General features: G+C 71.7%; 25 protein-coding genes. 15 read left to right on the top strand and 10 right to left on the bottom strand.

What is annotated here, in order from left to right:
* Positions 1–115: 115 nt before the first annotated feature.
* On the bottom strand, positions 116–553 hold the full coding sequence (locus tag GLX30_RS14025; protein ID WP_005312922.1) for a gamma-glutamylcyclotransferase: 438 nt from the start codon (positions 551–553) through the stop codon (positions 116–118).
* A 235-nt stretch (positions 554–788) separates the two neighbouring features.
* On the opposite strand from GLX30_RS14025, the gene GLX30_RS14020 reads away from it, so the two are divergent.
* Positions 789–2,228 (top strand): NAD(P)H-quinone dehydrogenase, encoded by a 1,440-nt coding sequence (locus GLX30_RS14020; protein WP_159688143.1) that lies wholly within the window; start codon positions 789–791, stop codon positions 2,226–2,228.
* Between the two features lie 165 nt (positions 2,229–2,393).
* On the top strand, positions 2,394–3,317 hold the full coding sequence (locus GLX30_RS14015; protein ID WP_159688140.1) for a DeoR/GlpR family DNA-binding transcription regulator: 924 nt from the start codon (positions 2,394–2,396) through the stop codon (positions 3,315–3,317).
* A 198-nt stretch (positions 3,318–3,515) separates the two neighbouring features.
* Here the strand turns inward: GLX30_RS14015 and GLX30_RS14010 are convergent, their stop codons facing one another.
* The 3 genes from GLX30_RS14010 to GLX30_RS14000 are packed head-to-tail and all read right to left on the bottom strand — an operon-like array spanning position 3,516 to position 6,307.
* On the bottom strand, positions 3,516–4,097 hold the full coding sequence (locus GLX30_RS14010; RefSeq protein WP_159688138.1) for a TetR/AcrR family transcriptional regulator: 582 nt from the start codon (positions 4,095–4,097) through the stop codon (positions 3,516–3,518).
* A gap of 3 nt (positions 4,098–4,100) precedes the next feature.
* Entirely contained in the window at positions 4,101–4,517 is a 417-nt protein-coding gene (locus tag GLX30_RS14005; RefSeq protein ID WP_159688135.1) for a hypothetical protein, read from the bottom strand.
* A 35-nt stretch (positions 4,518–4,552) separates the two neighbouring features.
* Positions 4,553–6,307 (bottom strand): biotin carboxylase N-terminal domain-containing protein, encoded by a 1,755-nt coding sequence (locus GLX30_RS14000; protein ID WP_159688133.1) that lies wholly within the window; start codon positions 6,305–6,307, stop codon positions 4,553–4,555.
* 380 nt (positions 6,308–6,687) lie between these two features.
* Here GLX30_RS14000 and GLX30_RS13995 point away from each other — a divergent pair, with 380 nt between their 5' ends.
* Positions 6,688–7,140: a hypothetical protein gene (locus GLX30_RS13995; RefSeq protein ID WP_244258143.1), complete on the top strand. Its 453-nt coding sequence runs from the start codon at positions 6,688–6,690 to the stop codon at positions 7,138–7,140.
* A 12-nt stretch (positions 7,141–7,152) separates the two neighbouring features.
* On the opposite strand, the gene GLX30_RS13990 is transcribed toward GLX30_RS13995, so the two are convergent.
* The 3 genes from GLX30_RS13990 to GLX30_RS13985 form a co-directional block, all read right to left on the bottom strand.
* A complete protein-coding gene (locus tag GLX30_RS13990; protein WP_159688130.1) occupies positions 7,153–7,770 on the bottom strand; it encodes a nucleoside triphosphate pyrophosphatase in 618 nt (205 codons plus the stop codon).
* Positions 7,771–7,939: 169 nt separating this feature from the next.
* On the bottom strand, positions 7,940–8,068 hold the full coding sequence (locus tag GLX30_RS35895; protein ID WP_259372230.1) for a hypothetical protein: 129 nt from the start codon (positions 8,066–8,068) through the stop codon (positions 7,940–7,942).
* 48 nt (positions 8,069–8,116) lie between these two features.
* Positions 8,117–8,737, bottom strand: a complete 621-nt coding sequence (locus tag GLX30_RS13985; protein ID WP_159688128.1) for a TetR/AcrR family transcriptional regulator — start codon at positions 8,735–8,737, stop codon at positions 8,117–8,119.
* 77 nt (positions 8,738–8,814) lie between these two features.
* On the opposite strand from GLX30_RS13985, the gene GLX30_RS13980 reads away from it, so the two are divergent.
* Positions 8,815–9,951 carry an SGNH/GDSL hydrolase family protein gene (locus GLX30_RS13980; protein ID WP_159688125.1) on the top strand — a complete coding sequence of 379 codons (1,137 nt, stop codon included), beginning with the start codon at positions 8,815–8,817 and terminating at the stop codon, positions 9,949–9,951.
* Between the two features lie 53 nt (positions 9,952–10,004).
* Here GLX30_RS13980 and GLX30_RS13975 read toward each other — a convergent pair whose 3' ends face one another.
* Positions 10,005–10,211: an acyl-CoA carboxylase epsilon subunit gene (locus GLX30_RS13975; protein ID WP_159688123.1), complete on the bottom strand. Its 207-nt coding sequence runs from the start codon at positions 10,209–10,211 to the stop codon at positions 10,005–10,007.
* Positions 10,212–10,242: 31 nt separating this feature from the next.
* Positions 10,243–11,850: an acyl-CoA carboxylase subunit beta gene (locus GLX30_RS13970; protein WP_159688120.1), complete on the bottom strand. Its 1,608-nt coding sequence runs from the start codon at positions 11,848–11,850 to the stop codon at positions 10,243–10,245.
* A gap of 147 nt (positions 11,851–11,997) precedes the next feature.
* Between GLX30_RS13970 and GLX30_RS13965 the strand changes: the two genes are divergently transcribed.
* The 5 genes from GLX30_RS13965 to hutH all read left to right on the top strand — a co-directional run bounded on the left by GLX30_RS13965 (position 11,998) and on the right by hutH (position 18,113).
* On the top strand, positions 11,998–12,855 hold the full coding sequence (locus GLX30_RS13965; RefSeq protein ID WP_159688118.1) for a biotin--[acetyl-CoA-carboxylase] ligase: 858 nt from the start codon (positions 11,998–12,000) through the stop codon (positions 12,853–12,855).
* A gap of 142 nt (positions 12,856–12,997) precedes the next feature.
* Positions 12,998–14,209: an adenylate/guanylate cyclase domain-containing protein gene (locus tag GLX30_RS13960; protein ID WP_053556990.1), complete on the top strand. Its 1,212-nt coding sequence runs from the start codon at positions 12,998–13,000 to the stop codon at positions 14,207–14,209.
* 216 nt (positions 14,210–14,425) lie between these two features.
* Positions 14,426–15,226: an enoyl-CoA hydratase-related protein gene (locus tag GLX30_RS13955; RefSeq protein WP_159688116.1), complete on the top strand. Its 801-nt coding sequence runs from the start codon at positions 14,426–14,428 to the stop codon at positions 15,224–15,226.
* Between the two features lie 83 nt (positions 15,227–15,309).
* Complete coding sequence (locus GLX30_RS13950; protein ID WP_159688113.1) at positions 15,310–16,479, top strand: diguanylate cyclase; 1,170 nt, start codon at positions 15,310–15,312, stop codon at positions 16,477–16,479.
* 92 nt (positions 16,480–16,571) lie between these two features.
* On the top strand, positions 16,572–18,113 hold the full coding sequence (hutH, locus tag GLX30_RS13945; RefSeq protein ID WP_159695028.1) for a histidine ammonia-lyase: 1,542 nt from the start codon (positions 16,572–16,574) through the stop codon (positions 18,111–18,113).
* 65 nt (positions 18,114–18,178) lie between these two features.
* Here the strand turns inward: hutH and GLX30_RS13940 are convergent, their stop codons facing one another.
* Positions 18,179–18,466, bottom strand: a complete 288-nt coding sequence (locus GLX30_RS13940; protein ID WP_159688110.1) for an LPXTG cell wall anchor domain-containing protein — start codon at positions 18,464–18,466, stop codon at positions 18,179–18,181.
* Between the two features lie 108 nt (positions 18,467–18,574).
* On the opposite strand from GLX30_RS13940, the gene GLX30_RS13935 reads away from it, so the two are divergent.
* The 6 genes from GLX30_RS13935 (at position 18,575) to GLX30_RS13910 (ending at position 22,729) form a co-directional block, all read left to right on the top strand.
* Entirely contained in the window at positions 18,575–18,976 is a 402-nt protein-coding gene (locus GLX30_RS13935) for a hypothetical protein (RefSeq protein WP_244258141.1), read from the top strand.
* A gap of 314 nt (positions 18,977–19,290) precedes the next feature.
* A complete protein-coding gene (locus tag GLX30_RS13930) occupies positions 19,291–20,556 on the top strand; it encodes an Ig-like domain-containing protein (protein WP_159688107.1) in 1,266 nt (421 codons plus the stop codon).
* Between the two features lie 135 nt (positions 20,557–20,691).
* Positions 20,692–21,351, top strand: coding sequence for a GNAT family N-acetyltransferase (locus GLX30_RS13925; RefSeq protein WP_159688104.1), 660 nt, complete (start codon positions 20,692–20,694; stop codon positions 21,349–21,351).
* Complete coding sequence (locus tag GLX30_RS13920; protein ID WP_159688100.1) at positions 21,306–21,683, top strand: hypothetical protein; 378 nt, start codon at positions 21,306–21,308, stop codon at positions 21,681–21,683. Before GLX30_RS13925 ends, GLX30_RS13920 begins: the two co-directional genes overlap by 46 nt.
* Positions 21,684–21,783: 100 nt before the next feature.
* Positions 21,784–22,137 (top strand): DUF1330 domain-containing protein, encoded by a 354-nt coding sequence (locus tag GLX30_RS13915; protein ID WP_159688097.1) that lies wholly within the window; start codon positions 21,784–21,786, stop codon positions 22,135–22,137.
* 184 nt (positions 22,138–22,321) lie between these two features.
* Complete coding sequence (locus GLX30_RS13910) at positions 22,322–22,729, top strand: helix-turn-helix transcriptional regulator (RefSeq protein WP_159688094.1); 408 nt, start codon at positions 22,322–22,324, stop codon at positions 22,727–22,729.
* The last annotated feature ends 37 nt before the right edge of the window (positions 22,730–22,766 follow it).

Raw genomic sequence — 22,766 nt, 5'->3', positions numbered from 1 at the left:
GTAGATGACGCAGCCGACGGTCTTCGGATCGTTGTCTTGTCGTTTCCGACGAATCACTCCGCGACGCGTGCCGGCGACCGGCCCCCGAGCGGCCTGCCGCCGACCCGGGCAGCCGTCAGCAGGGGCGCTTGCGGAGTTCCATCACATAGTCGTGCGGCGCGCCCGCCGACTCCGCCGCGTCCGCGAGTTCGCCCAGGTAACGGGCGGACGGGAGGCCGCCCTCGTAGCCGTTCAGGACGTACACCCAGGCCGGCTCCTCACCGTCCAGGGTGTCCACGCGGACCCGCATGCGCCGGTATATGTCGAGGCCGACGCCCTCCCAGCGGTCCATGGAGTCCTCGTCCATGGGGGCGATGTCGTACAGCGCGACGAAGACCTGTGAGCGCGGGGCCTCCACGATCGTGGCCAGTGCCCCTTCCCAGCCCATCTGCTCGCCGCCGAACGTCAACCGCCAGCCGTTGAGCCAGCCGGTGCCGCGCAGCGGTGAGTGCGGTGCGCGGCGGGTCATCAGCCGCGCGTCGAGGTTGCCGGCGTACGCGGCGTAGAGCGACATGGGGTCGAGGGTACGGGAGGCGAACGAGCAGCCGCCCCCGCCGCGGGGTGCGGCGGGGCCCGGTCGTCGGCCGAGCAGGGGGCCGCGGTGGTCGCGACCGTATGGAGGCCCCGGGGCGAGAACGCCTGAACGATGCGGGACAATGAAGTACGTACTGCATTCCACCGGGGGCACCCCCGGACCCCGGCAGAGCGGGCAGGCGGGCCGGGAACGACAATGCGAGGCGGACTTTTTCGTGACCCGGATCGTGATCATCGGTGGCGGACCCGGCGGATATGAGGCGGCCCTTGTCGGCGCTCAGCTCGGCGCGGAGGTGACCGTCGTCGACTGCGACGGTCTGGGCGGGGCGTCGGTGCTGACCGACTGCGTACCGTCGAAGACCCTGATCGCCACCGCCGAAGTCATGACGACCTTCGACTCCTCCTACGAGGAGCTCGGCATCATCGTGGCCGACGACACCCCGCACATCGAGCAGGCCGCCCGCGTCGTCGGTGTGGACCTCGGCAAGGTCAACCGGCGTGTCAAGCGCCTCGCGCTCGCCCAGTCCCACGACATCACGGCCTCCGTCACCCGGGCCGGCGCGCGCGTCATGCGCGGCCGCGGCCGGCTCGACGGGCAGCAGGCGATGGACGGCTCCCGCAAGGTCGTCGTGCGCGCGGCGGACGGCACGGAGGAGACGCTCACCGCGGACGCCGTGCTGATCGCCACCGGCGGTCACCCCCGCGAGATCCCCGACGCCAAGCCCGACGGCGAGCGCATCCTCAACTGGACGCAGGTGTACGACCTGGACGAGCTCCCCGAGGAGCTCATCGTCGTCGGTTCCGGTGTCACCGGCGCCGAGTTCGCCGGCGCGTACCAGGCGCTCGGCTCGCGCGTCACCCTCGTCTCCTCCCGCGACCGCGTGCTGCCCGGCGAGGACCCGGACGCCGCCGCGGTGCTCGAGGACGTCTTCCGCCGCCGCGGCATGAACGTCATGGCCCGCTCCCGCGCCGAGTCCGCCAAGCGCGTCGGCGACCGGGTCGAGGTCACGCTCGCCGACGGCCGTGTCATCAGCGGCTCGCACTGCCTGATGGCCGTCGGCGCGATTCCCAACACCGCGGGCATGGGCCTCGAGGAGGCCGGTGTCCGGCTCAAGGACTCCGGTCACATCTGGACCGACAAGGTGTCCCGTACGTCGGCGCCCGGCGTGTACGCGGCCGGCGACGTCACCGGCATCTTCGCCCTCGCGTCCGTCGCCGCCATGCAGGGCCGGATCGCGATGTACCACTTCCTCGGCGACGCGGTCGCCCCGCTGAACCTGAAGACCGTCTCCTCCAACGTCTTCACCGACCCCGAGATCGCGACCGTCGGCTACAGCCAGGCCGACGTCGACGCCGGCAAGATCGACGCCCGCGTGGTCAAGCTGCCGCTGCTGCGCAACCCCCGAGCCAAGATGCAGGGCATCAGGGACGGCTTCGTCAAGATCTTCTGCCGTCCTGGGACCGGGATCGTGGTCGGCGGCGTGGTCGTCTCACCGCGCGCCTCGGAACTGATCCACCCCATCTCGATCGCGGTCGACAACAACCTGACGGTCGAACAGATCGCAAACGCTTTCACGGTGTACCCGTCTCTGTCCGGGTCGATCGCGGAGGTGGCACGCCAGTTGCACACCCGGAAGACGTCGGGCGAGGGCTGACCGCACCCGCGCACGGAAGAAACCCGGCGAACCCCGGGCACTTCACTCGTCGCGCGATCAACTTGAGGGCCGTCTATACCACTTGGCGGCCTCTTAAGTGCACAATTTCCGGTATCCGGCGCATAGAGCTGAAAACTGACGGGCGGTGGGGTTACTGTCAGTTTCGTGTTCGCTGCAGAACGTCGTCAGTTGATCCTCGAAATGGTGCGTGCCAACGGTGCCGTGTCGCTCCGTGAGCTCGCCCGCGTCGTCCAGACCTCCGAAGTGACCGTACGGCGTGACGTGCGGGCACTGGAGGCAGAAGGACTCCTCGACCGCCGGCACGGCGGTGCGGTACTGCCGGGCGGATTCACCCGCGAGTCCGGCTTCCCGCAGAAATCCCTGTCCGCCACCGCGGAGAAGACGGCCATCGCCGACCTTGCGGCCGCCCTCGTCGAAGAAGGCGAGGCCATCGTCGTCGGCGCCGGTACCACGACGCAGGAGCTGGCCCGCCGGCTCGCGCGCGTCCCCGGACTGACCGTTGTCACCAACTCCCTCCTCGTCGCCCAGGCGCTCGCCCATGCCAACCGGGTCGAAGTCGTCATGACCGGCGGCACGTTGCGCGGCTCCAACTACGCGCTGGTCGGGAGCGGCGCGGAGCAGTCCCTGCAAGGGCTACGGGTCTCCCGCGCGTTCCTGTCCGGGAGCGGGCTGACGGCCGAGCGGGGACTGTCCACGTCCAACATGCTCTCCGCGAGCGTCGACCGGGCACTCGTCCAGGCCGCGGCGGAGGTTGTGGTCCTCGCGGACCACACCAAGCTCGGCACGGACACGATGTTCCAGACCGTGCCGACGGATGTGATCACCCGCCTGGTGACGGACGAGCCGCCGGCGCACGACGACCGGGCGGCGACGGAGCTTCAGGCGCTCGCGGACCAGGGTGTGCAGATCGCGGTCGCCGGAGCGGGGGCGGCGCCAGCGCCGCACCCTGAAGTGCCGCTGCCCGGCCAGCGCCGCACCCGGGCGGGACTCCGCAGTGCGGCGGGCGCGCTGGGGCCGGACGCCCTGCCGGACCGATCGGCACGCGTCGCGGACCTGCGCCGTCGCTGACGCGGTCCTTTCGGGGGCCGGGCCCGTTGCTCGTTCGGTCCGCGGTGCGGTGGGCCGGCTGCGACCGGTTCGGCCCGGTCCGGCGCGTGTCGCTCCTGGCGGGGCGGCTGCCGGGCAGGCTCGTGGGTGTGGCGGTCTCCGGGGCGTCTCCGGTCCTTGAGTCATGACGTGAGCAACGTCCTTGAGCGCACAGGCATTTCAGGAGGCAGAGCCCTGGTCCGGACGCAGGCCCCGCAAGGTCAGGTTCAGGAGGCGGTCCGCCAACTCCGGGTCCGCCGGGTCCTGTTCCGCCGCCAGCGCGATCGCGTTCGTCAGCTGCATCAGGTCGCCGATCGAGACGTCCGTACGGACCGACCCCGCCTTCTGTGCCCGGGAGAGCAGGCGTTCGCCCGCGTCGCGCAGGGGGACGCTGCACGCCGACAGGGCCGAGTTCCTGTCGTGGGACGCCGACAGAAGCGCACGGGCGAGGCCGCGGTACTCACCCGCATGGGTGATGAGGGCGCGCAGCCACTCCACCAGCGCCGTGCACGGCTGCTCCGCGCCCGCCAGTTCGCGTGAGCGCTCCAGCAGGGCGGCGACGGCCTCCTGGAAGACCGCGTTCATCATGGCGTGACGGTTCGGGAAGTGGCGGTAGAGCGTGCCGATGCCGACGCCCGCGCTGCGGGCGATCTCCTCCAGCGAAGCGTCGGTGCCGCGCTCGGCGAACGCGGCCCGCGCCTCGGTCAGCAGCCGATCGTAGTTGCGGCGCGCGTCGGCGCGCTTGGGCCTGGTGTCCGTCACACCTCAAGGATGCCGGACGTCAGGGGGCGGGCGGCGGCGGAGTGCGGTAGCAGCCCGGCCGGCGGGCGCGGCCCGGTAGGGGGCGAGGGCGGCGTCCGCGGCGGGACGGTAGGGCCGCCGGGACATCCGCGTCACGAGCAGCCACATCTCGCGTTCCTTGCCCAGGTCCTGCGGCAGGACGAGTCCGAGCGCCTCCGCCAGCGGCTTTCGGCCCGCGTTGACGAGGGCGCGTACCGCGGCGGCCCACTCGTCCGTCGCGGCCACAGCCGCGCGGTACCAGGCCGGGATCAGCACGATCAGCACCGTGGCCGTGACGGCAGGCAGGGGCACGTCGGCCTCGTCGAAAGGGAGCGAGGCGAGCACCGCTGCGGCCATGACGGCGTGCCCGAACAGCAGCGCCGCGCGAAGGGCCCCCGGCACGGATGCCAGGGGCCCTCAGCGGACGGTCGGACGTGTCAGTCCTTGATCTCGCAGATGGTGGCGCCGGAGGTGAGGGAGGCGCCGACCTCTGCCGCGAGGCCCTTGATGGTCCCGGAGCGGTGCGCGTTGAGCGGCTGCTCCATCTTCATGGCCTCCAGGACGACGACGAGGTCGCCCTCCTTGACCTCCTGGCCCTCCTCGACGGCGACCTTGACGATGGTGCCCTGCATCGGGGAGGCGAGGGTGTCACCGGAGGCGGCCGAGGACGACTTCTTCGCGGCCCTGCGCTTGGGCTTGGCGCCGGCGGCGAGGCCGGTGCGCGCGAGGGTCATGCCGAGCGAGGACGGCAGCGACACCTCGAGGCGCTTGCCGCCGACCTCGACCACGATGGTCTCGCGGCCCGCCTCGTCCTCGTCCGTGTCGGCGCCGGCAGGCGCGAACGGCTTGATCTCGTTGACGAACTCGGTCTCGATCCAGCGGGTGTGGACCCGGAAAGGGTCCGCCGTGAACGCCGGGTCGGCGACGACCGCACGGTGGAAGGGGATGGCGGTGGCCATGCCCTCGACCTCGAACTCCGCCAGCGCACGCGCGGCGCGTTGAAGGGCCTGCTCGCGGGTGGCGCCGGTGATGATCAGCTTGGCGAGGAGCGAGTCCCACGCCGGGCCGATGACGGAGCCGGACTCGACACCGGCGTCGAGGCGGACACCGGGGCCGGTGGGCGGGTTGAACGTGGTGACGGTGCCGGGCGCGGGGAGGAAGCCCCGGCCCGGGTCCTCACCGTTGATGCGGAACTCGAAGGAGTGGCCGCGCACCGCGGGGTCGCCGTAGCCGAGTTCCTCGCCGTCGGCGATGCGGAACATCTCGCGGACCAGGTCGATGCCGGTGACCTCTTCGGTGACCGGGTGCTCGACCTGGAGGCGGGTGTTGACCTCGAGGAAGGAGATGGTGCCGTCGGTGCCGACGAGGAACTCGACGGTGCCGGCGCCGACGTAGCCGGCTTCCTTGAGGATGGCCTTCGAGGCGCGGTACAGCTCCGCGTTCTGAGCCTGTGACAGGAACGGCGCCGGGGCCTCTTCCACCAGCTTCTGGTGGCGGCGCTGGAGCGAGCAGTCACGGGTGGACACGACGACCACGTTGCCGTGGGAGTCGGCCAGGCACTGGGTCTCCACGTGGCGGGGCTTGTCGAGGTAGCGCTCGACGAAGCACTCGCCCCGGCCGAAGGCGGCGACCGCCTCGCGGACGGCGGAGTCGTACAGCTCCGGGACCTCTTCGAGGGTGCGGGCGACCTTCAGGCCGCGGCCGCCGCCGCCGAAGGCGGCCTTGATGGCGATCGGCAGCCCGTGTTCCCGGGCGAAGGCGACGACCTCGTCGGCGCCGGAGACCGGGTCGGGGGTGCCGGCGACCAGCGGCGCGCCGGCGCGCTGGGCGATGTGACGGGCGGCGACCTTGTCACCGAGGTCGCGGATGGCCTGCGGGGGCGGGCCGATCCAGGTCAGACCGGCGTCGATGACCGCTTGGGCGAAGTCCGCGTTCTCGGACAGGAAACCGTATCCGGGGTGGATGGCGTCCGCCCCCGAATCGGCAGCGGCCTGGAGCACCTTGGCCATGTCCAGGTAACTGGCGGCCGGGGTGTCACCGCCCAGGGCGAACGCTTCGTCGGCCGCGCGGACATGCAATGCGTCCCGGTCAGGATCGGCGTAGACGGCTACGCTTGCGATCCCGGCGTCCCGGCAGGCACGGGCAACGCGGACAGCGATTTCGCCACGGTTGGCGATGAGCACCTTGCGCACGATGGCTCCCTCCTTGAAACAAGCTGAGTTTAGGGACTGCCGACACGGCCTTTCGACCCGTCCCCAATGGTGAGCTTGCCCACACGGAGCGTGATTCGAGGCTCGCTCGATCGCGAAATCCCTTGTCGCACCACGGTACGACGGGTTCCTCCCTCGCACAGTAGCCCTCTGGTGTGGTCAAGGTCTCTGTCTGCGGGGCCAGCGGCCCGACACGTTTCTTTGTGGAGTCCCTACGAATGGCCCAACGATTCTTTGCCGCGGGACCGAGCGTGCCGGAACCCTTGTCCCCGCGTTTACCGGTCAGTAGCCTCGCGGCTGTCGTACGTACTTCCGGTACACAGAGGGTTGGGGGCGCCGTGGTGCGCAGACCGGTGGCCGTGGTGGCTGCGCTTGTCCTGCTGATCGAGGCCGTCGGCATCGTGGTGCTCAACGGTGTCATGGCCACGTTCGTCGGGGCTCAGCGGATGTCCCTGGACGGCATGGACCCGGACGTGATGGTGACCGCTACCTGGGGACTGGGCATAGGGTCCGGCCTCTTCCTCGCCCTGTGCGGTGTGCTGCTCCTGGTGGCGGGCATACGCGACCGGGCGCCCGGCCGCTTCGCCCGCATCGCCCTCATCACCCTCGCCGTCGTGCACGGGGTGCTCGGCGCGGTGGCGGTGGGCCTGGTCGGCTGGAGCGCCTTCGCGTTCCTGATGGTGGTGCTCGGCCTGCTGGTCGCGTCCCTGATCGTGTACGGCAAGGAGCAGCCCCCGGCCGCGTCGGCCGGGCAGGCGGGGGGCGCCGACGGCGACGACCCGGTCGCACCCGTCAGCGGTCCGGCGCCCGCCTGACCCGACCTCGGCTCAGGCGGACCAGAGGTCCGTGATCGAGATGCCGAGCTCCGCCAGAAGCCGGCGGAGCAACGGCAGCGACAGTCCGATGACGTTGCCCGGGTCGCCGTCGATTCCGTCGATGAACGGGGCCGAGCGGCCGTCCAGCGTGAACGCCCCTGCCACGTGCAGCGGTTCTCCGCTCGCGACGTACGCGGCGATCTCGGCGTCGGTCGGCTCGCCGAAGCGCACCGTCGTCGACGCGGTCGCCGAAGCGCGGCGGCCGGTCACCGTGTCGATCACGCAGTGCCCTGTCTGCAGGACGCCCGCCCTGCCGCGCATCGCCTTCCAGCGGGCGGTCGCTTCTTCGGCGTCGGCGGGCTTGCCGAGCGCCTCGCCGTCGAGCTCCAGGACGGAATCGCACCCGATCAGCAACGCGCCGGCGGCCTCCGGCCGGGCGGCGACGGCCGCGGCCTTGGCCTCCGCCAGCACGAGGGCGAGCTCGGCGGGGGTCGGCGCGGTGAGCGCGTCCTCGTCGACGCCGCTGACGATCACGTCCGGCGCGAGACCGGCCTGCCGCAGCAGATTCAGCCGCGCGGGGGAGGCGGAGGCGAGCACGAGACGGGGGCGGTGGGGTGACGGGGTGGTCATGGGGGACATGGTAGGTGGCGGGACGGGGTCGTCGGGCGGGGTGCGCGGGGAGGCCGGGGCCGCCGGGGCGTGACCGCTGCGCGGGGCTGTTCCCCCGGCCCTCCCCCACGGCCGCCGAGCCGTGGGGGAGGGTCGGGGAGCAAGCCCGCCGCGGGCGGCTCGCCCCCGCTCACCGCAGGCCCGCCGCGAACATCGCCACCACCATCGCCAGCGCCAGCACCAGCCCCGCGCGACGCAGCATCGTCTGCATGTCGCGGAGTTCCTTGGGCGGTTCGTTCTCCGGGTCGGACCACAGCATGCCTTCGATGGTGCTGGTGCAGGCGGCCTCGCGCCTGAGTATGCGTACTCAAACCACGAAAGCACCCGCCCGCGCGGCCGCCAGCGCCGCCGACGCCGCTCGCTCGGCGGCGTCGGCCGTCAGGGGCTCGTGGCTGACGGCGAAGCGGTAGTACAGGGGTGCGGAAACGGCCCGCAGGACCTCCAGCGCATCGGTGCCGGCCGGGATCTCGCCGCGGTCGAGGCCGCGTTCGACCGTCGGCGCCCACTCCGCGAGCCGGGTCGCGTAGAAGCCGTGGAGGGCGTCCGCGCACTCCTGGTCGCACGCGGCGGCCGCGATGACGGCGGCGAAGACCGGTCCCATGCGCGGGTCGGTGAGGGTGTCGCGGACGAGCACGGCATTGGCGCGCAGGTCCCCGTCCAGTGATCCGGTGTCCGCGGCGGGCATGGACTGCTCGGCCATGTCGCGCAGCAGGTCCGCGACCAGGCCGGCCGGTGAGCGCCAGCGCCGGTAGACGGTGGTCTTGCCGACGCCCGCGACCGCCGCGACCCGGTCGGGTGTCAGGGCGTGGAACCCGCCGTCGACCAGCGCTTCCTGTGTGGCGGCGAGGACGGCCGCGCGGACTTTCGCGGTGCGGCCGCCGGGGCGGACCGTACCCGGGGTGGCTTCCAAACGGGTCTCCTGTTCCATTAAAGACCGGACCTCTGTTAGCGTGCTCCCACATCCTAATGGAACTCACCGCCCATTAGTGGCGGAAGGGGTACGTCATGAGCGAATGGACCGCGGCCTGGGCCGCCTCTCCCCAGATGCCCAGCACCGGCTTCACCCCGAACTGGTCCCAGGAAGGCTTCTCGCGCCAGACCGTCCGCCAGGTCGTGCGCCTCACCGCGGGCGGCGAGCGCCTGCGCGTCCGTCTCTCCAACGCCTACGGCATGGCCCCGCTGCACCTCACCGGGGCCACCGTCGCCCGCTCCGCCTGCGGCGCCGCGATCGAGGAGGAGTCCGTCCGGGAGCTCACCTTCGGCGGAGCGCCGTCGGCCGTGGTCCCCGCGCGGGCCGAACTACGCAGCGATCCGGCCTGCCTGCCCGTAGAGCGGCTCGGGTCCGTGACGGTCACCCTCTACTTCGCCGGCACCACCGGCCCCGTGACGTTCCACTCCCAGGCCTGGGCGGACTCCTACCGGGCCGACGGCGACCGTCGCGCCGAGCTGTCGGGAGCGGCGTTCACGGATGTCAGCGCGTCCTGGTACCACCTCGCCGGCGTGGAGGTCGCCGCCGGACGCGCGGACGGGATCGTCCTGTTCGGCGACTCCGTCACGGACGGCTTCGGGTCGACGCCGGGCGCGAACCGCCGCTGGTCCGACGCGCTCGCCGAACTGACGGGCCGGCCCGTCCTCAACGCCGGCATCGGCGGCAATCTCCTGCTCAACGACTCGGCCTGGTACGGGGAGAGGGGAACCGCGAGATTCCGTCGCGACGCCCTCGCCCAGCCCGGCGTCTCCACCGTCGTCGTCCTCGAAGGACTCAACGACATCGGTTTCAGCGAGGCCCCCGCAGAGCCGACCTACAGACCCGCCCCCGTCGTCAGCTCGGCGGAAGTCGTCGCGGGCCATCGGGAGCTGATCCGGCAGGCACGCACCGCGGGCGTGCGGATCGTCGGTGCGACCCTCCTGCCGCTGGCCGGGTCCGACCACTGGGGCGCGCACTCCGCGCGCGTCGGGCCCGAGATCAACCGGTGGATCCGCACGGGCGGCGAGTACGACGCCGTCGTCGACTACGACCGCGCTCTCGCCGACCCCGCCGACCCCGGGCGTCTGCACCCCGCCTACGACGTCGGCGACCGCCTCCACCCCGGCGACAAGGGCTACCAGGTCATGGCCGAGCTGCTGGCCGATGTGCTCTGAAACAGCGCGAAGGCCGGGCCCCGTGCAGGGCCCGGCCTTCGCTCACCGCGCTGTCACACCGGCCAGTAGCTGCGTGCCCACGCCCGCGGGCCGGGCAGCGGCCTGCTGCTGCGGGCGATACGCGCCGGATCCGCCCAGCCCTCCGGCATCCGCGGTTCCCCGGCCGCGGCACCCGCGCTCGCAGCGGCGCGGGCCTGGACCACCGCCAGTGCGGCGGCCAGCTCCTCGGGAGTCGGGTTTCCTCGTACGACCCTGATCATCGTCGCGTCCCTTCCTCGTGCCTCGGAGCCCCTACAGGGGGATGTTCCCGTGCTTCTTGGGGGGCAGACTCTCCCGCTTGGTGCGGAGCTGGCGCAGGCCCTTGACGATCTGTGCCCGGGTCTCCGAGGGCATGATCACGGCGTCGATGTAGCCGCGCTCGGCCGCCGTGTACGGGTTGAGCAGCGCGTCCTCGTACTCCTGGATGAGCCGCGCCCTGGTCGCTTCCTGCTCCTCGGCGCCCTCGACGGCGGCAATGGTGCGGCGGTGCAGGATGTTGACCGCGCCTTGGGCGCCCATGACGGCGATCTGGGCGGTGGGCCAGGCGAGGTTGAGGTCGGCGCCCAGGTGCTTGGAGCCCATGACGTCGTAGGCGCCGCCGAACGCCTTGCGGGTGATGACGGTGATCAGCGGGACGGTGGCCTCGGCGTACGCGTAGATCAGCTTGGCGCCGCGGCGGATGATGCCGCCGTACTCCTGGTCCACGCCCGGCAGGAAGCCGGGGACGTCGACGAAGGTCAGCACGGGGACGTTGAACGCGTCGCAGGTGCGCACGAAGCGTGCGGCCTTCTCGGAGGCGTTGATGTCCAGGCAGCCGGCGAACTGCATCGGCTGGTTGGCGACGATGCCGACCGGGAAGCCCTCGACCCGGCCGAAGCCGGTCACGATGTTCGGGGCGAACATCGACTGGGTCTCGAGGAACTCGCCCTCGTCCAGGACGTGCTCGATGACGGTGCGGATGTCGTACGGCTGGTTCGCCGAGTCCGGGATCAGCGTGTCGAGCTCGCGGTCCTCCTCGCTGACCGCGATGTCCGCCACCTCGGGGAAGGACGGCGGCTCGGAGAGGTTGTTGGACGGCAGGTACGACAGCAGGGACTTGACGTACTCGATCGCGTCCTTCTCGTCGCCCGACATGTGGTGCGCGACACCGGAGGTGGTGTTGTGGGTGCGGGCGCCGCCCAGTTCCTCGAAGCCGACGTCCTCGCCGGTGACGGTCTTGATGACGTCGGGACCGGTGATGAACATGTGCGAGGTCTGGTCGACCATCACCGTGAAGTCGGTGATCGCCGGCGAGTAGACAGCGCCGCCCGCGCAGGGGCCGACGACCAGCGAGATCTGCGGAATGACGCCGGAGGCGTGGGTGTTGCGGCGGAAGATCTCGCCGTACATGCCCAGCGCGCTGACGCCTTCCTGGATGCGGGCGCCGCCGGAGTCGTTGATGCCGATGACCGGGCAGCCGGTCTTCAGCGCGAAGTCCATCACCTTGATGATCTTCTGTCCGAACACCTCGCCGAGAGCGCCGCCGAAGACGGTGAAGTCCTGCGAGAAGACCGCGACCGGGCGGCCGTCGACCGTGCCGTAGCCGGTGACGACACCGTCCCCGTACGGCCGTGTCTTCTCCAGCCCGAAGTTGGTCGAGCGGTGGCGGGCGAACTCGTCGAGCTCCACGAAGGAGTCCTCGTCCAGCAGCAGATCGATCCGCTCCCGGGCCGTCAACTTGCCCTTCGCGTGCTGCTTCTCCACCGCGCGGGCGGAGCCGGCGTGCGTCGCCTCTTCGATACGGCGCTGAAGGTCCGCGATCTTTCCCGCGGTGGTGTGGCTGCTCGGATTCTGGGAGAGGGCGTTTTCCGGCTCGGACATCGGGATGCGGCTCCCTGGCTGGTCACGGGGACGGCTTACGGGGACTGGTAACCGGGACGTGTTAACGATCGGTTGCTACTGACTCGTAGCGTATCGGCGCGGATACGGTTCAGCAGTGCGGCGTTGGCCACACCTAACCTGGCTTGCATGACGCCTCCGAATGCGCCCGAGAGCCGCTGGTCCGACCTCGAGCGGCCCCCTTTGAACGCCTCCGTTCTGCGCCGTGCCGTCGTCGTGCCCGGCGGCCTGTGGACCTCGCTGGACGTGGTGGCTTCCACCGGCTCCACCAACTCCGACCTGGCCGCACGGGCCGCCTCCCTGCCCGAAGGGGCGGTGCTGGTCGCGGAGGAGCAGACCGCGGGGCGGGGGCGGCTGGACCGCACCTGGACCGCTCCCGCCCGTTCCGGCCTCTTCTTCTCCGTACTCCTGCGGCCCGGCTCCGACGTGCCCGTGACGCGCTGGGGGTGGCTGCCGCTGCTCGCCGGTGTCGCGGCCGCGACCGCGCTCGCGCGGGCCGCGGGAACGGACATGTCCCTCAAATGGCCCAATGACCTGCTGGTCGTCGTCGACGGCGAGGAGCGCAAGGCCGGCGGCATCCTCGCGGAACGCGCCGGGGACGACGGTGTGGTGCTCGGACTCGGCATCAACGTCTCCCTGCACGCCGACGAGCTGCCCGTCCCCACCTCCGGTTCGCTGGCCCTCGCCGACGCCGTGTCCACCGACCGTGACCCGCTGCTGCGGGCCGTCCTGCGCTCCCTCGAGAAGTGGTACACCGCCTGGCGCACCGCCGGTGGCGACCCGGCCACCTGCGGGCTACAGGAGGCGTACGCGGCGGGCTGCGCCACCCTCGGCCGCGCGGTGCGTGCCGAGCTGCCCGGCGGTACGGCCCTGACCGGCGAGGCGGTCGCCCTGGACGGCGACGGCAGGCTGGTCCTCGCCACCGCGGAGGGCGAACGGCACTCGGTGAGCGCGGGCGACATCGTGCACCTGCGGCCGGCACGCTGACGGCCACCGCACCGTTCCCGGTGGTCACGGACGAACCTCCTCGGCCGCCGGGACGTGAGCTGGGGCACACCTGCCGTATCGTTGAGGCGATCGCGCGACAGATCGGCAGGGCATTGCGCAGGGAACGGGCAGGAGGCGGCTGGTGACCGTCGACGACACCACTTCCGGCGCGGGCGCGCAGCCGCCGTCGGACGGCTCTTCCGGCGCGTCCGCCTCGTCATCGGGGTCCTCGGGATCCGGGTCCGGGTCCTCCGGGTCGGTGCACCCGAAGCCCCACCACGAGGTCGACCACACGGCGGAGCCGTCGGACGACCCGCTGGCCATACGGCTGGAACAGCTGATCCTCGGCGCAGAGCGCCGCTACACCGCCTTCCAGGCGGCCCGCACCGCCGGCGTCTCCATGGAGCTCGCCGCCCGCTTCTGGCGGGCCATGGGCTTCGCCGACATCGGGCAGGCCAAGGCCCTCACCGAGGCGGACGTGCTCGCCCTGCGCCGGCTCGCCGGCCTTGTCGAGGCCGGCCTGCTCAGCGAACCCATGGCGGTCCAGGTCGCCCGCTCCACCGGACAGACCACCGCGCGGCTGGCCGACTGGCAGATCGACTCCTTCCTCGAAGGGCTCACCGAGCCGCCCGAGCCCGGCATGACCCGCACCGAAGTGACCTATCCGCTGGTCGAGCTGCTGCTCCCCGAGCTCGAGGAATTCCTCGTCTACGTCTGGCGACGGCAGTTGGCGGCGGCGACCGGCCGCGTCGTGCAGGCCGCGGACGACGAGGAGATGGTCGACCGCCGTCTCGCCGTCGGCTTCGCCGACCTCGTCGGCTTCACCCGGCTGACCCGCCGCCTGGAGGAAGAGGAGCTCGGCGAGCTCGTCGAATCCTTCGAGACCACGTGCGCGGACCTGGTCGCCGCCCACAGCGGCAGGCTCATCAAGACCCTCGGCGACGAGGTGCTGTACGCCGCGGACGACGCCGGCACGGCCGCCGAGATCGCCCTGCGGCTCATCGAGACGATGACGGACGACGAGTCGATGCCGGCGCTACGGGTCGGCATCGCCTTCGGCACGGTCACCACGCGCATGGGCGACGTCTTCGGCACGACGGTGAACCTGGCGAGTCGGCTGACGTCGATAGCACCGAAGGACGCCGTGCTGGTCGACGGGGCGTTCGCCGAGGAAGTGATCAGGACCGGGGACGCGCCGGCCTCGGAGGCTGAGGCGGCGGAGGAAGCGGTCAAGGCGGAGAAGGAGGGCCGCGAGGTCCCCACGTACCGCTTCGCGCTCCAGCCGATGTGGCAGCGGCCGGTGCGAGGTCTTGGCGTGGTGGAGCCGTGGCTCCTCTCCCGCCGACCGTCCTGACGCGCACCTTCGGTCGCCTCGCGGTGCCCTCGAGCGCCCGGCGGGGCCGACTTCGTCGGCCCCGCTGGGGGCGCCTCCCACGGCCGCCAGGCCGTAGGGGGAGTTCGAGGCGTGGGGGGTCCAGGGCCGCCGGGAAGGGGCGGGGTGGAAAAGGCCACGCGCAGCGGCCACGCGCCTATGATCCCGGTGAACCATCGTTAACCGGGAGGGTGCCCCATGTCCGAGTCCGAGCAGCGGTTCGGCGAGTTCGTCGTCGTACGCAGGCATGAGCAGGGCCACGTCGCCGAGCTCGTCCTCGACCGTCCGAAGGCCATGAACGCGGTCTCCACCGAGATGGCCCGTTCCATCGGTGAAGCCTGTGACGCGCTGGCGGGGGACCGGGACGTGCGGGTGACCGTGGTCGCGTCGAGCAGTGAGCGCGCCTTCTGTGTGGGCGCCGATCTGAAGGAGCGCAACTCCTTCTCCGACGCCGAGTTGGTGCGGCAGCGGCCCACCGCCCGGCGTGCGTACACCGGTGTGCTGGAGCTGCCGATGCCGACCGTCGCCGCCGTGCACGGCTTCGCGCTCGGCGGTGGCTTCGAGCTGGCGCTGTCCTGCGATGTGATCGTCGCCGACGCGACCGCGGTCGTGGGGCTGCCCGAGGTGTCCGTCGGTGTCATCCCCGGCGGTGGCGGTACGCAGTTGCTGCCCCGGAGGGTCGGGGCCGCCCGCGCCGCCGAGCTCGTCTTCACGGCGCGGCGCGTGGAGGCGGCGGAGGCGCGGGAGTTGGGGCTCGTCGACGTCCTCGCTGAGGACGCCCGCGCCGAGGCGCTCGCTCTCGCCGCCCGTATCGCGGTGAACTCCCCGGTCGGGCTGCGCAACGCCAAGAAGGCCATGCGGCTCGGGCAGGGGCTCGACCTGCGCGCCGGGCTCGAGGTCGAGGACGGGGCGTGGCGGGCCACCGCGTTCTCCGGGGACCGTGCGGAGGGCGTCGCGGCGTTCAACGAGAAGCGGAAGCCGCAGTGGCCGGGGGAGTGAGCGGGGGTCCGGGTTGTCGGCCGGTCCACGTCCCGGGTCAGCAGATCTGATCAAATCGGTCGAAACCTCCTTAAGCTGGGGGGATGGCTGTGGATGGGCGGTTGCGAGCCGTGGTGGCGCTGGCGCAGGCGATGGCCGCGGCCACGACCCCGCGTGAGTCCTGGCGGGCTGCGGCCCTCGGTGCGTGCGGCGCGCTCTCCGGGTCGTTCGCGGCCCTGTCCGTGTGGGAGCGCGAGCGCGGGCGGCTGAAGGTGCTCGTTAACGCCGGGGAACGCGCGCCGGACGAGGAGGAGTTCCCGGAGTCGGAGACCTACCCGGTGAACCGTTTCCCCGAGATCACCGAGTTCCTGCACGAACGCTGGGCGGGCGGGGGTGAACCGGATGCTTGGGTCGAGACCGCCCAGGGTCCCGCGACGCCCGGGCACGGCTACTGCCATCAGAGGGTGACCGCGCTGCGCCGGCGCGGCCGGGGCTGCTGCGTCGTCGCGCCGATCGTGCTGCACGGCAGGGCGTGGGGCGAGCTGTACGTGGCCAGGCCGGAGGGAGCGCCGGTGTTCGACAGGGAGGACGCCGATTTCGCGACCGTCCTGGCGTCCGTCGTTGCCGCGGGCATCGCGCAGACCGAGCGGCTGGAGGAGGTCCGCAGGCTCGCGTTCACCGACCCGCTCACGGGCCTCGCCAACCGTCGCGCCGTCGACACCCGGCTCGACGAGGCGCTCGAGCGGCACCGGGCCGACGGTTCCGTGGTCAGCCTTGTGGTGTGCGACGTCAACGGCCTCAAGCAGGTGAACGACACCCAGGGGCACGCGGTCGGCGACCGGCTGCTGGAGCGGTTCGGCTCCGTTCTGTCACTGTGCGGGGCGATGCTGCCGGGAACCCTGGCGGCCCGGCTCGGCGGGGACGAGTTCTGCCTGGTCACGCTGGGGCCGAGCGCCGACGAGGTGGTCGACGTCTCCGACGACCTGTGCGTACGGGCGAAGGAGCTGGAGCTCGGCCAGGGCGTCGCGTGCGGTGTCGCGTCGACAGGTGACCCGATCGGGGAGGTGCGGTCGGCCCGGCGGCTCTTCCGGCTGGCGGACGCGGCGCAGTACCGGGCAAAGGCCGCGCGCTCCCCGAAGCCGGTGGTGGCCGGGCGGGATGGCACGGTGATGCGACTGGCGGACTCCCCGCCCCGGTCCGCGCAGGACCGCCGCCGCTTCCGGGACGCCCGCCCGGAGGCGGAGGAGGAGGACGAGCCGTGGAGCGAGCCCTGACGGCCCGCGTGCCGTGACCAGCTTGTAAGGGGCCGGGCCGCGTACCGGTGGTGACAGCTTTGGATTCAATCCGTACGCTGCTGAATATGGATATGCAAACAGTCGTGGTGGGGACGTCCGGTACCACCGCCGATGACGTCATCGCCGTGGCCCGCCACGGCGCCCGGATCGAGCTCTCCGCCGAGGCCGTCGCCGCCCTCGCCGCGGCCCGCGGGATCGTGGACGCGCTGGCCGCCAAGCCCGAGCCCGTCTACGGCGTCTCCACCGGATTCGGCGCCCTCGCCACCCGGCACATCAGCCCCGAGCTCCGTGCCCAGCTGCAGCGCAACATCGTGCGCTCCCACGCCGCGGGCATGGGCCCCCGTGTCGAGCGCGAGGTCGTGCGCGCGCTGATGTTCCTGCGGTTGAAGACCGTCTGCTCCGGCCGCACCGGCGTACGCCCCGAGGTGGCGCAGACGATGGCCGACGTTCTGAACGCGGGCATCACGCCCGTCGTCCACGAGTACGGCTCCCTCGGCTGCTCCGGCGACCTCGCGCCGCTGTCCCACTGCGCCCTGGCCCTCATGGGTGAAGGCGACGCGGAGGGCCCCGACGGCACCGTGCGCCCCGCGGGCGAGCTGCTCGCGGAGCACGGCATCGCGCCCGTCGAGCTCCGCGAGAAGGAGGGCCTCGCCCTGCTCAACGGCACCGACGGCATGCTCGGCATGCTCGTCATGGCGCTCGCCGACCTCGACCGCCTCTACAAGTCGGCCGACATCACCGCCGCCCTGACGCTCGAGGCACTGCTCGGCACCGAGAAGGTCCTCGCCCCCGAGCTGCACGCCATCCGCCCGCACCCGGGCCAGGGCGCCGCCGCCGCGAACATGCTCGCCGTCCTCGAGGGCTCCGGTCTCACCGGCCACTTCCAGGAGGAAGAGGCGCCCCGCGTCCAGGACGCGTACTCCGTGCGCTGCGCCCCGCAGGTCGCCGGCGCCGGCCGGGACACCATGGCCCACGCCCGACTGGTCGCCGACCGCGAGCTCGCCTCCGCCGTCGACAACCCGGTCGTGCTCCCCGACGGGCGCGTCGAGTCCAACGGCAACTTCCACGGCGCGCCCGTCGCCTACGTCCTGGACTTCCTCGCCATCGCCGCCGCCGACCTCGGCTCCATCGCCGAGCGCCGCACCGACCGGCTCCTCGACAAGAACCGCAGCCACGGGCTGCCGCCGTTCCTCGCCGACGACGCCGGCGTCGACTCGGGCCTGATGATCGCCCAGTACACGCAGGCCGCGCTGGTCAGCGAGCTGAAGCGGCTCGCCGTCCCCGCCTCCGCCGACTCCATCCCCTCCTCCGCCATGCAGGAGGACCACGTCTCCATGGGCTGGTCGGCCGCCCGCAAGCTGCGCACCGCCGTCGACAACCTGACGCGCGTCATCGCCGTCGAGCTGTACGCGGCGACCCGAGCCATCGAGCTGCGCCGCCACCTCACCCCGGCCCCGGCCTCGCGGGCCGCCATCGAGGCGCTGCGCGCGGCAGGCGTCGAAGGCCCCGGCCCCGACCGCTTCCTCGCGCCGGACCTGGCCGCCGCGGACGTGTTCGTACGGGACGGACAGCTCGTCGCCGCCGTGGAGAAGGTCACCGGGCCGCTCGCCTGACCCACACGACACCGAGGCCGCCCCCGCCGTCACGGCGGGGGCGGCCTCGGCGTGTCAGCGGCCGGTCAGGCGGCGCCCAGGTGCCGCCGGCGCATCGAGTACGCGACGAAGCCCGCCCCGATACCGAGGGACAGCGTGCCGCCGATCACGTACGGGGTGGTGTCCACGCTGCCGGTCTGCGCCAGCAGGAGCTCCTCGCCTGCCGACTGCGCCGCCGACCCGGAACGCGAGCCGCCGGACTGCTGCGGGTCCTGTCTCTCGGCGGTGGCGTTCGCCGAGGGGACGAACCACAGCGCACACAGGAGAGTCCCTGCGGCTGTGGCGGTGAGCAGCGGTCGACGTGCGACGGACACGGAGTCGATCCCCCTTGAGGCATCCTCGAATTGGCCGGTGGGGGCGATGCTAGTGAAAGCAGCGGGTCGTGGGAAAGCCGCAGCCCGAAGGGCCATACGCTCCGTCCTATGACCACCCCTGAGACATCACGCTATGTGCGGCTGCGAGTGGAATTGGTGATCGAGGTCGACGACTCCGGCGCCCTGACCGGGGCGGCGCTCGAGCGGATCGCCGACGACGAATTCATGCCCGACGACGAGCGGACACATGCGCAGTCCGCGGTGCGCGAGGAGGAGGCGGAGGCACTGGCCTACCTGGTCGACCCCTTCGACCTCGTCAGCCAGGTGCCCGGGATCGAGCTCGCGCAGGCCTCGTGGAGCTGCGAGCAGATCGAGTACGACCCGGACTCCGCCGACTGGGAGCTGGACATCGACGAGGACGAAGTCGATGGTTACGAACCGGGCCCGGACGGTTACCCGCTGCTGGAGAACGACCGAGGCGTCGAGGGTGACGGCGACACCGGCCGGTAGCCGTAACGGGACCGGGAAGTGACCTGTTACACGCTTCGGGCCCGGAACCCCGGGCAGGCGCACCCCGTACTCCCGCCCGGGCTTTCCCGGGCAGGAGCGCGGGGGCGACAATCGAAGGACGAAGCCGGACCGGGAACGGTGCAACCGATGGGACGGATGCAGCGTCGATCAGTTCGGTGGGTGGTGTACCCGGCGGGCGCGGTGTCCGACGGGCGTACCCGGTGAGGTGTTTTTTCCCACATCGTGCACCGATGTGGAACCGGATGACCTGAAATGGGGTTGTCCACAGTGGTTGATCAGGGGACTCGGCAACGATGGAGACGCGTGTGATGACGGACAGCAAGCGGCGCAGCGGATGGAAGGTCGCATCCGTGCTGCTCGGGGGTGTGCTGGCCCTGTCGGCCTGTAACGGCGGGGGAGACGGGGACGCGGCTGCCGAGGCCTCCAAGACGTCACAGGCACAGATCGACGAGGCGGCCGCCAAGGCGGTCTCGAAGGCGCGAATAGCGATTTCGCCGAAGAACGGCACGACCAACGCGAGCATCAACAACGCGGCCAAGGTCACCGTCACCGACGGCACCCTGTCCGAGGTCACGATGACGACCGCGGACGGCAAGGCCGTGGCCGGCACCCTCGCCGCCGACGGCAAGAGCTGGAAGCCCGACGGCCAGCTCGAGCGCTCGACCACGTACAAGATCTCCGCCACGGCCAAGGACGCCGACGGCCTCGAGGCCCACGAGAACGCTTCGTTCACGACGGTCTCGCCGGCCAACAGCTTCATCGGCAACTTCACGCCGGAGGACGGCTCCACCGTCGGCGTCGGCATGCCCGTGTCGATCAACTTCAACAAGGCGATCACGGACCGCAAGGCCGTCCAGTCCGGGATCACCGTGACGTCCAGCAGCGGCCAGGAGGTCGTCGGCCACTGGTTCAACAGCCAGCGCCTCGACTTCCGCCCCGAGCAGTACTGGACCGAGGGCTCCACCGTCACCATGAAGCTCGAACTCGACGGCGTCGAGGGCGCCGACGGTGTCTACGGCGTCCAGCAGAAGACGGTCACCTTCAAGATCGGCCGCAACCAGGTCTCCACCGTCGACGCCGCCAGCAAGATCATGACGGTCACCCAGGACGGCAAGACGATCAAGACCATCCCGATCTCCGCCGGCTCCTCGGAGAACCCGACCTACAACGGTCAGATGGTGATCTCCGAGAAGTTCAAGGAGACCCGGATGAACGGTGCGACGGTCGGCTTCACCGACGACGACGGCAAGGGCGAGTACGACATCAAGGACGTCCCGCACGCCATGCGGCTGTCCACGTCGGGCACGTTCATCCACGGCAACTACTGGGGACCCGACTCCGTCTTCGGCAGCGCCAACACCAGCCACGGCTGCGTGGGTCTGAACGACGTCAAGGGCGCCGGCGACCCGAAGCAGCCCGCCGCCTGGTTCTACAACAGCTCGATCGTCGGTGACGTCGTCATCGTCAAGAACTCCAAGGACACCACCATCAAGCCGGAGAACGGCCTGAACGGCTGGAACATGGACTGGGCGCAGTGGAAGGCCGGCTCCGCCGTCTGATCCGCCCGTGACACCTGACGGTGGCGGCACCCGCGAAGGGTGCCGCCACCGTCGTCGTTCCGGGCCGCCCGCAACGGGCATCGGTGCTGCCGAAATTGCGAGCGGCCCCGCGCTGGGGGACGTACTGTCCCCGGCATGACGATCACCACTCTCCCCATGTCGCCCTCCGACTCCGCCGTGGACGCCTGGCACACCGTCGTCCGTGCCGCGCACATCCACGACCTGCCGGGACATGTGCCCGCGCCGGGCCGGGTGGAGACCGAGGGGAAGCTGCGGACGGCGTCGGTGAACGGCCGGGCCGTCCATCACGTGGCCGTGGCGGCCGACGGCTCGTACGACGGAGTGGCAACGGTGGTGCTCTTCACCGACGAGAACAACCTGCACACCGCCTTCCTCGACCGGTTGGCAGTCCACCCGAGGGCCAGGCGCCGCGGGGTCGGGAGCCGGCTCTGGGCGGCCGTGCGCGACGATCTCGCCGCGGACGGCCGTACTTCGATCACCGCGGAGACCGAACTCGGCGGCCCCGGCGAGGAGTTCGCCGCCCGCCACGGCTTCGGCAAAGCCCTCCGGCTGGCCTGGTACGTGCAGAACCTCCAGGACGCGCTCGCCGCCCACCCGGTGCGGTCCGCGCTCCCCGACGGGTACGCCTACGCCCACTGGACCGGTGTCGTACCCGACGGGCTCGCCGACGCCTTCGCCGAGGCCCACAACGCCATGGAGGACGCGCCCATGGGGACGTGGACCGCGCCATGCCGAAGTGGGACGCGGAACGGGTACGGGCGGCGGCCCGCGTGATCGAGGACCGCGGCGGCGTCATACTCTCCTCGGCCGTCGTGCACACGGCCGACGGCGCCGACACCGTCGCCGCCTACACCGAACTGGTGCTGCGCGACCCGTCCGACGTCCGGGCCCTGCAGTACGACACGGCCGTCGTGCCTGCGCATCGCGGCCTCCGCCTCGGCCTGGCCGTCAAGCGCCACATGATGGGTGTCGTGGCCACCGAGTGCCCCGGTGTACGCGAGACGGCCACGACCGTCGCCGACGAGAACGGTCCGATGCTGTCCGTCAACGAGCAGCTCGGCTACCGGCGCGAACGCGAGATCGGGTACTTCCAGAGCAAGTGGTGAGCCGTCCGCCCCTGGTCCCTTACCCGGCAGGTAATCGCCAGGCGCGCCCCCGCCCGGCAGGATCGAGGCACATCGAGCCGCCGATCCACGGGAGGACACCATGACCGCATACGCCGTCGGCAACCTGCAGCCCGCCGCCCGCCTCGACGACGAGGTCCTCGACTACATGGAGCGCATCCAGTCGACCCTCGATCCCTACGAGGGCCGCTTCCTCGTCCACGGCGCGACCATCGAGGTCCGCGAGGGCGAGTGGCCCGGCGCGCTGGTCGTCATAGGCTTCCCGACGCTGCGTCAGGCACGCGACTGGTACGAGTCGCCGGCCTACCAGGAGCTGATACCGCTGCGCACCCGCCACCTGGCGGGCGACATCATCCTCGTCGACGGAGTCGCTCCCGGCTACGACGCCTCGGCCACGGCGGCCCGCCTGCGCCAGGCGCAGGAGGCGGTCTCCTGACCGCCGGCCCGTCCGGACCGTGCCGGGCGCGGCCGAGGTGGCGGCCCGCCGAACCGCGAACCGCCGCGGGCGTACGGGACGACCCCGCAGGGGCCGTCTGAAACGGGCCGGGTCGCGCCGGGTTTCGCCCCTGGCGCAACCGTCCCTGCTCCCCGGCCCGTTGCGGCGCTTCTACGCTGGGCGGGTGAGCAGCCACGAGACGAACCGAGCCCGTGTCGTTCCCCTGCGTCCGGCCGCAGCGCCCGCCCCCGACGGGCAGGCACCGGCACCGGGGCAGGCACCCAGGGAGCCGCTCTGGCGGAATGTCGTCGGCGGCGTCCTGCGCCGTGAGCGGCTGGCGCAGGAGCGCACCCTGAAGGACGTGGCGGACGCCGCCCGGATCTCGGTGCCCTACCTCTCCGAGCTGGAACGCGGCCGCAAGGAAGCCTCCTCCGAGATCCTTGCCGCCGCCGCGCACGCCCTCGGCCTCGGCCTCGCGGACCTGCTCGCCCTGTCCCACCGCGAGCTCGTCCGTCCGGCCCGCTCCACCACGGCCCGGCTCGCCCGGACCGTGGGGACGGCACGGCAGGGCGACGTGCGCCTCGCCGCGTGACCGTCAGGTCAGGACCCGGGCAACGCTACTGACGGAC

It is taken from the genome of Streptomyces sp. Tu 2975 (assembly GCF_009832925.1).
Taxonomy (GTDB): domain Bacteria; phylum Actinomycetota; class Actinomycetes; order Streptomycetales; family Streptomycetaceae; genus Streptomyces.
This window is presented reverse-complemented; position numbering and strand designations above follow the sequence as displayed.

Bases quoted from the DNA above. Each gene is read 5' to 3' on its own strand.
- GLX30_RS13975 (WP_159688123.1), bottom strand. From the start codon at position 10,211: ATGATCAGGGTCGTACGAGGAAACCCGACTCCCGAGGAGCTGGCCGCC.
- GLX30_RS13990 (WP_159688130.1), bottom strand. From the start codon at position 7,770: ATGACCACCCCGTCACCCCACCGCCCCCGTCTCGTGCTCGCCTCCGCC.
- GLX30_RS13915 (WP_159688097.1), top strand. From the start codon at position 21,784: ATGACCGCATACGCCGTCGGCAACCTGCAGCCCGCCGCCCGCCTCGAC.
- GLX30_RS13955 (WP_159688116.1), top strand. From the start codon at position 14,426: ATGTCCGAGTCCGAGCAGCGGTTCGGCGAGTTCGTCGTCGTACGCAGG.
- hutH (WP_159695028.1), top strand. From the start codon at position 16,572: ATGCAAACAGTCGTGGTGGGGACGTCCGGTACCACCGCCGATGACGTC.
- GLX30_RS35895 (WP_259372230.1), bottom strand. From the start codon at position 8,068: ATGCTGTGGTCCGACCCGGAGAACGAACCGCCCAAGGAACTCCGCGAC.
- GLX30_RS13965 (WP_159688118.1), top strand. From the start codon at position 11,998: ATGACGCCTCCGAATGCGCCCGAGAGCCGCTGGTCCGACCTCGAGCGG.
- GLX30_RS13950 (WP_159688113.1), top strand. From the start codon at position 15,310: ATGGCTGTGGATGGGCGGTTGCGAGCCGTGGTGGCGCTGGCGCAGGCG.
- GLX30_RS13985 (WP_159688128.1), bottom strand. From the start codon at position 8,737: ATGGAACAGGAGACCCGTTTGGAAGCCACCCCGGGTACGGTCCGCCCC.
- GLX30_RS13970 (WP_159688120.1), bottom strand. From the start codon at position 11,850: ATGTCCGAGCCGGAAAACGCCCTCTCCCAGAATCCGAGCAGCCACACC.
- GLX30_RS13925 (WP_159688104.1), top strand. From the start codon at position 20,692: ATGACGATCACCACTCTCCCCATGTCGCCCTCCGACTCCGCCGTGGAC.
- GLX30_RS13920 (WP_159688100.1), top strand. From the start codon at position 21,306: ATGCCGAAGTGGGACGCGGAACGGGTACGGGCGGCGGCCCGCGTGATC.
- GLX30_RS14025 (WP_005312922.1), bottom strand. From the start codon at position 553: ATGTCGCTCTACGCCGCGTACGCCGGCAACCTCGACGCGCGGCTGATG.
- GLX30_RS13935 (WP_244258141.1), top strand. From the start codon at position 18,575: ATGACCACCCCTGAGACATCACGCTATGTGCGGCTGCGAGTGGAATTG.
- GLX30_RS13930 (WP_159688107.1), top strand. From the start codon at position 19,291: ATGGAGACGCGTGTGATGACGGACAGCAAGCGGCGCAGCGGATGGAAG.
- GLX30_RS13980 (WP_159688125.1), top strand. From the start codon at position 8,815: ATGAGCGAATGGACCGCGGCCTGGGCCGCCTCTCCCCAGATGCCCAGC.